We start from the raw sequence: 221 nt of genomic DNA on the forward strand, positions 1-221 counted from the left end.
CACCATCCGCAGCGCGCTCTACCAGCGGGGCAGCGGCCTGCTCGGCAGCGGCCTGTTCAGCACGGACCTGCGCAAGGCGTCGGTCAAGCTGTCCGACGCACGCGACAGCCTCGACGGCCCCGCCGACGACGACCAGGGCGTGATCGACAGCCACGGCACCGCGAACATCGTGCCGGCCGACGCGAACGGCATCGCCTACAGCCGCAGCCCCGGGCAGGTAC

Annotated in this window: 1 pseudogene; it reads left to right on the top strand. The window is 72.4% G+C overall.

The features are described from left to right. Window positions 1–221 (top strand): annotated as a pseudogene (locus OO71_RS51155) (ferritin-like domain-containing protein); the annotation flags it as partial.

The sequence above is a fragment of the Amycolatopsis jejuensis genome (assembly GCF_000717335.1).
GTDB classification, from domain to species: Bacteria; Actinomycetota; Actinomycetes; order Mycobacteriales; family Pseudonocardiaceae; genus Amycolatopsis; species Amycolatopsis jejuensis.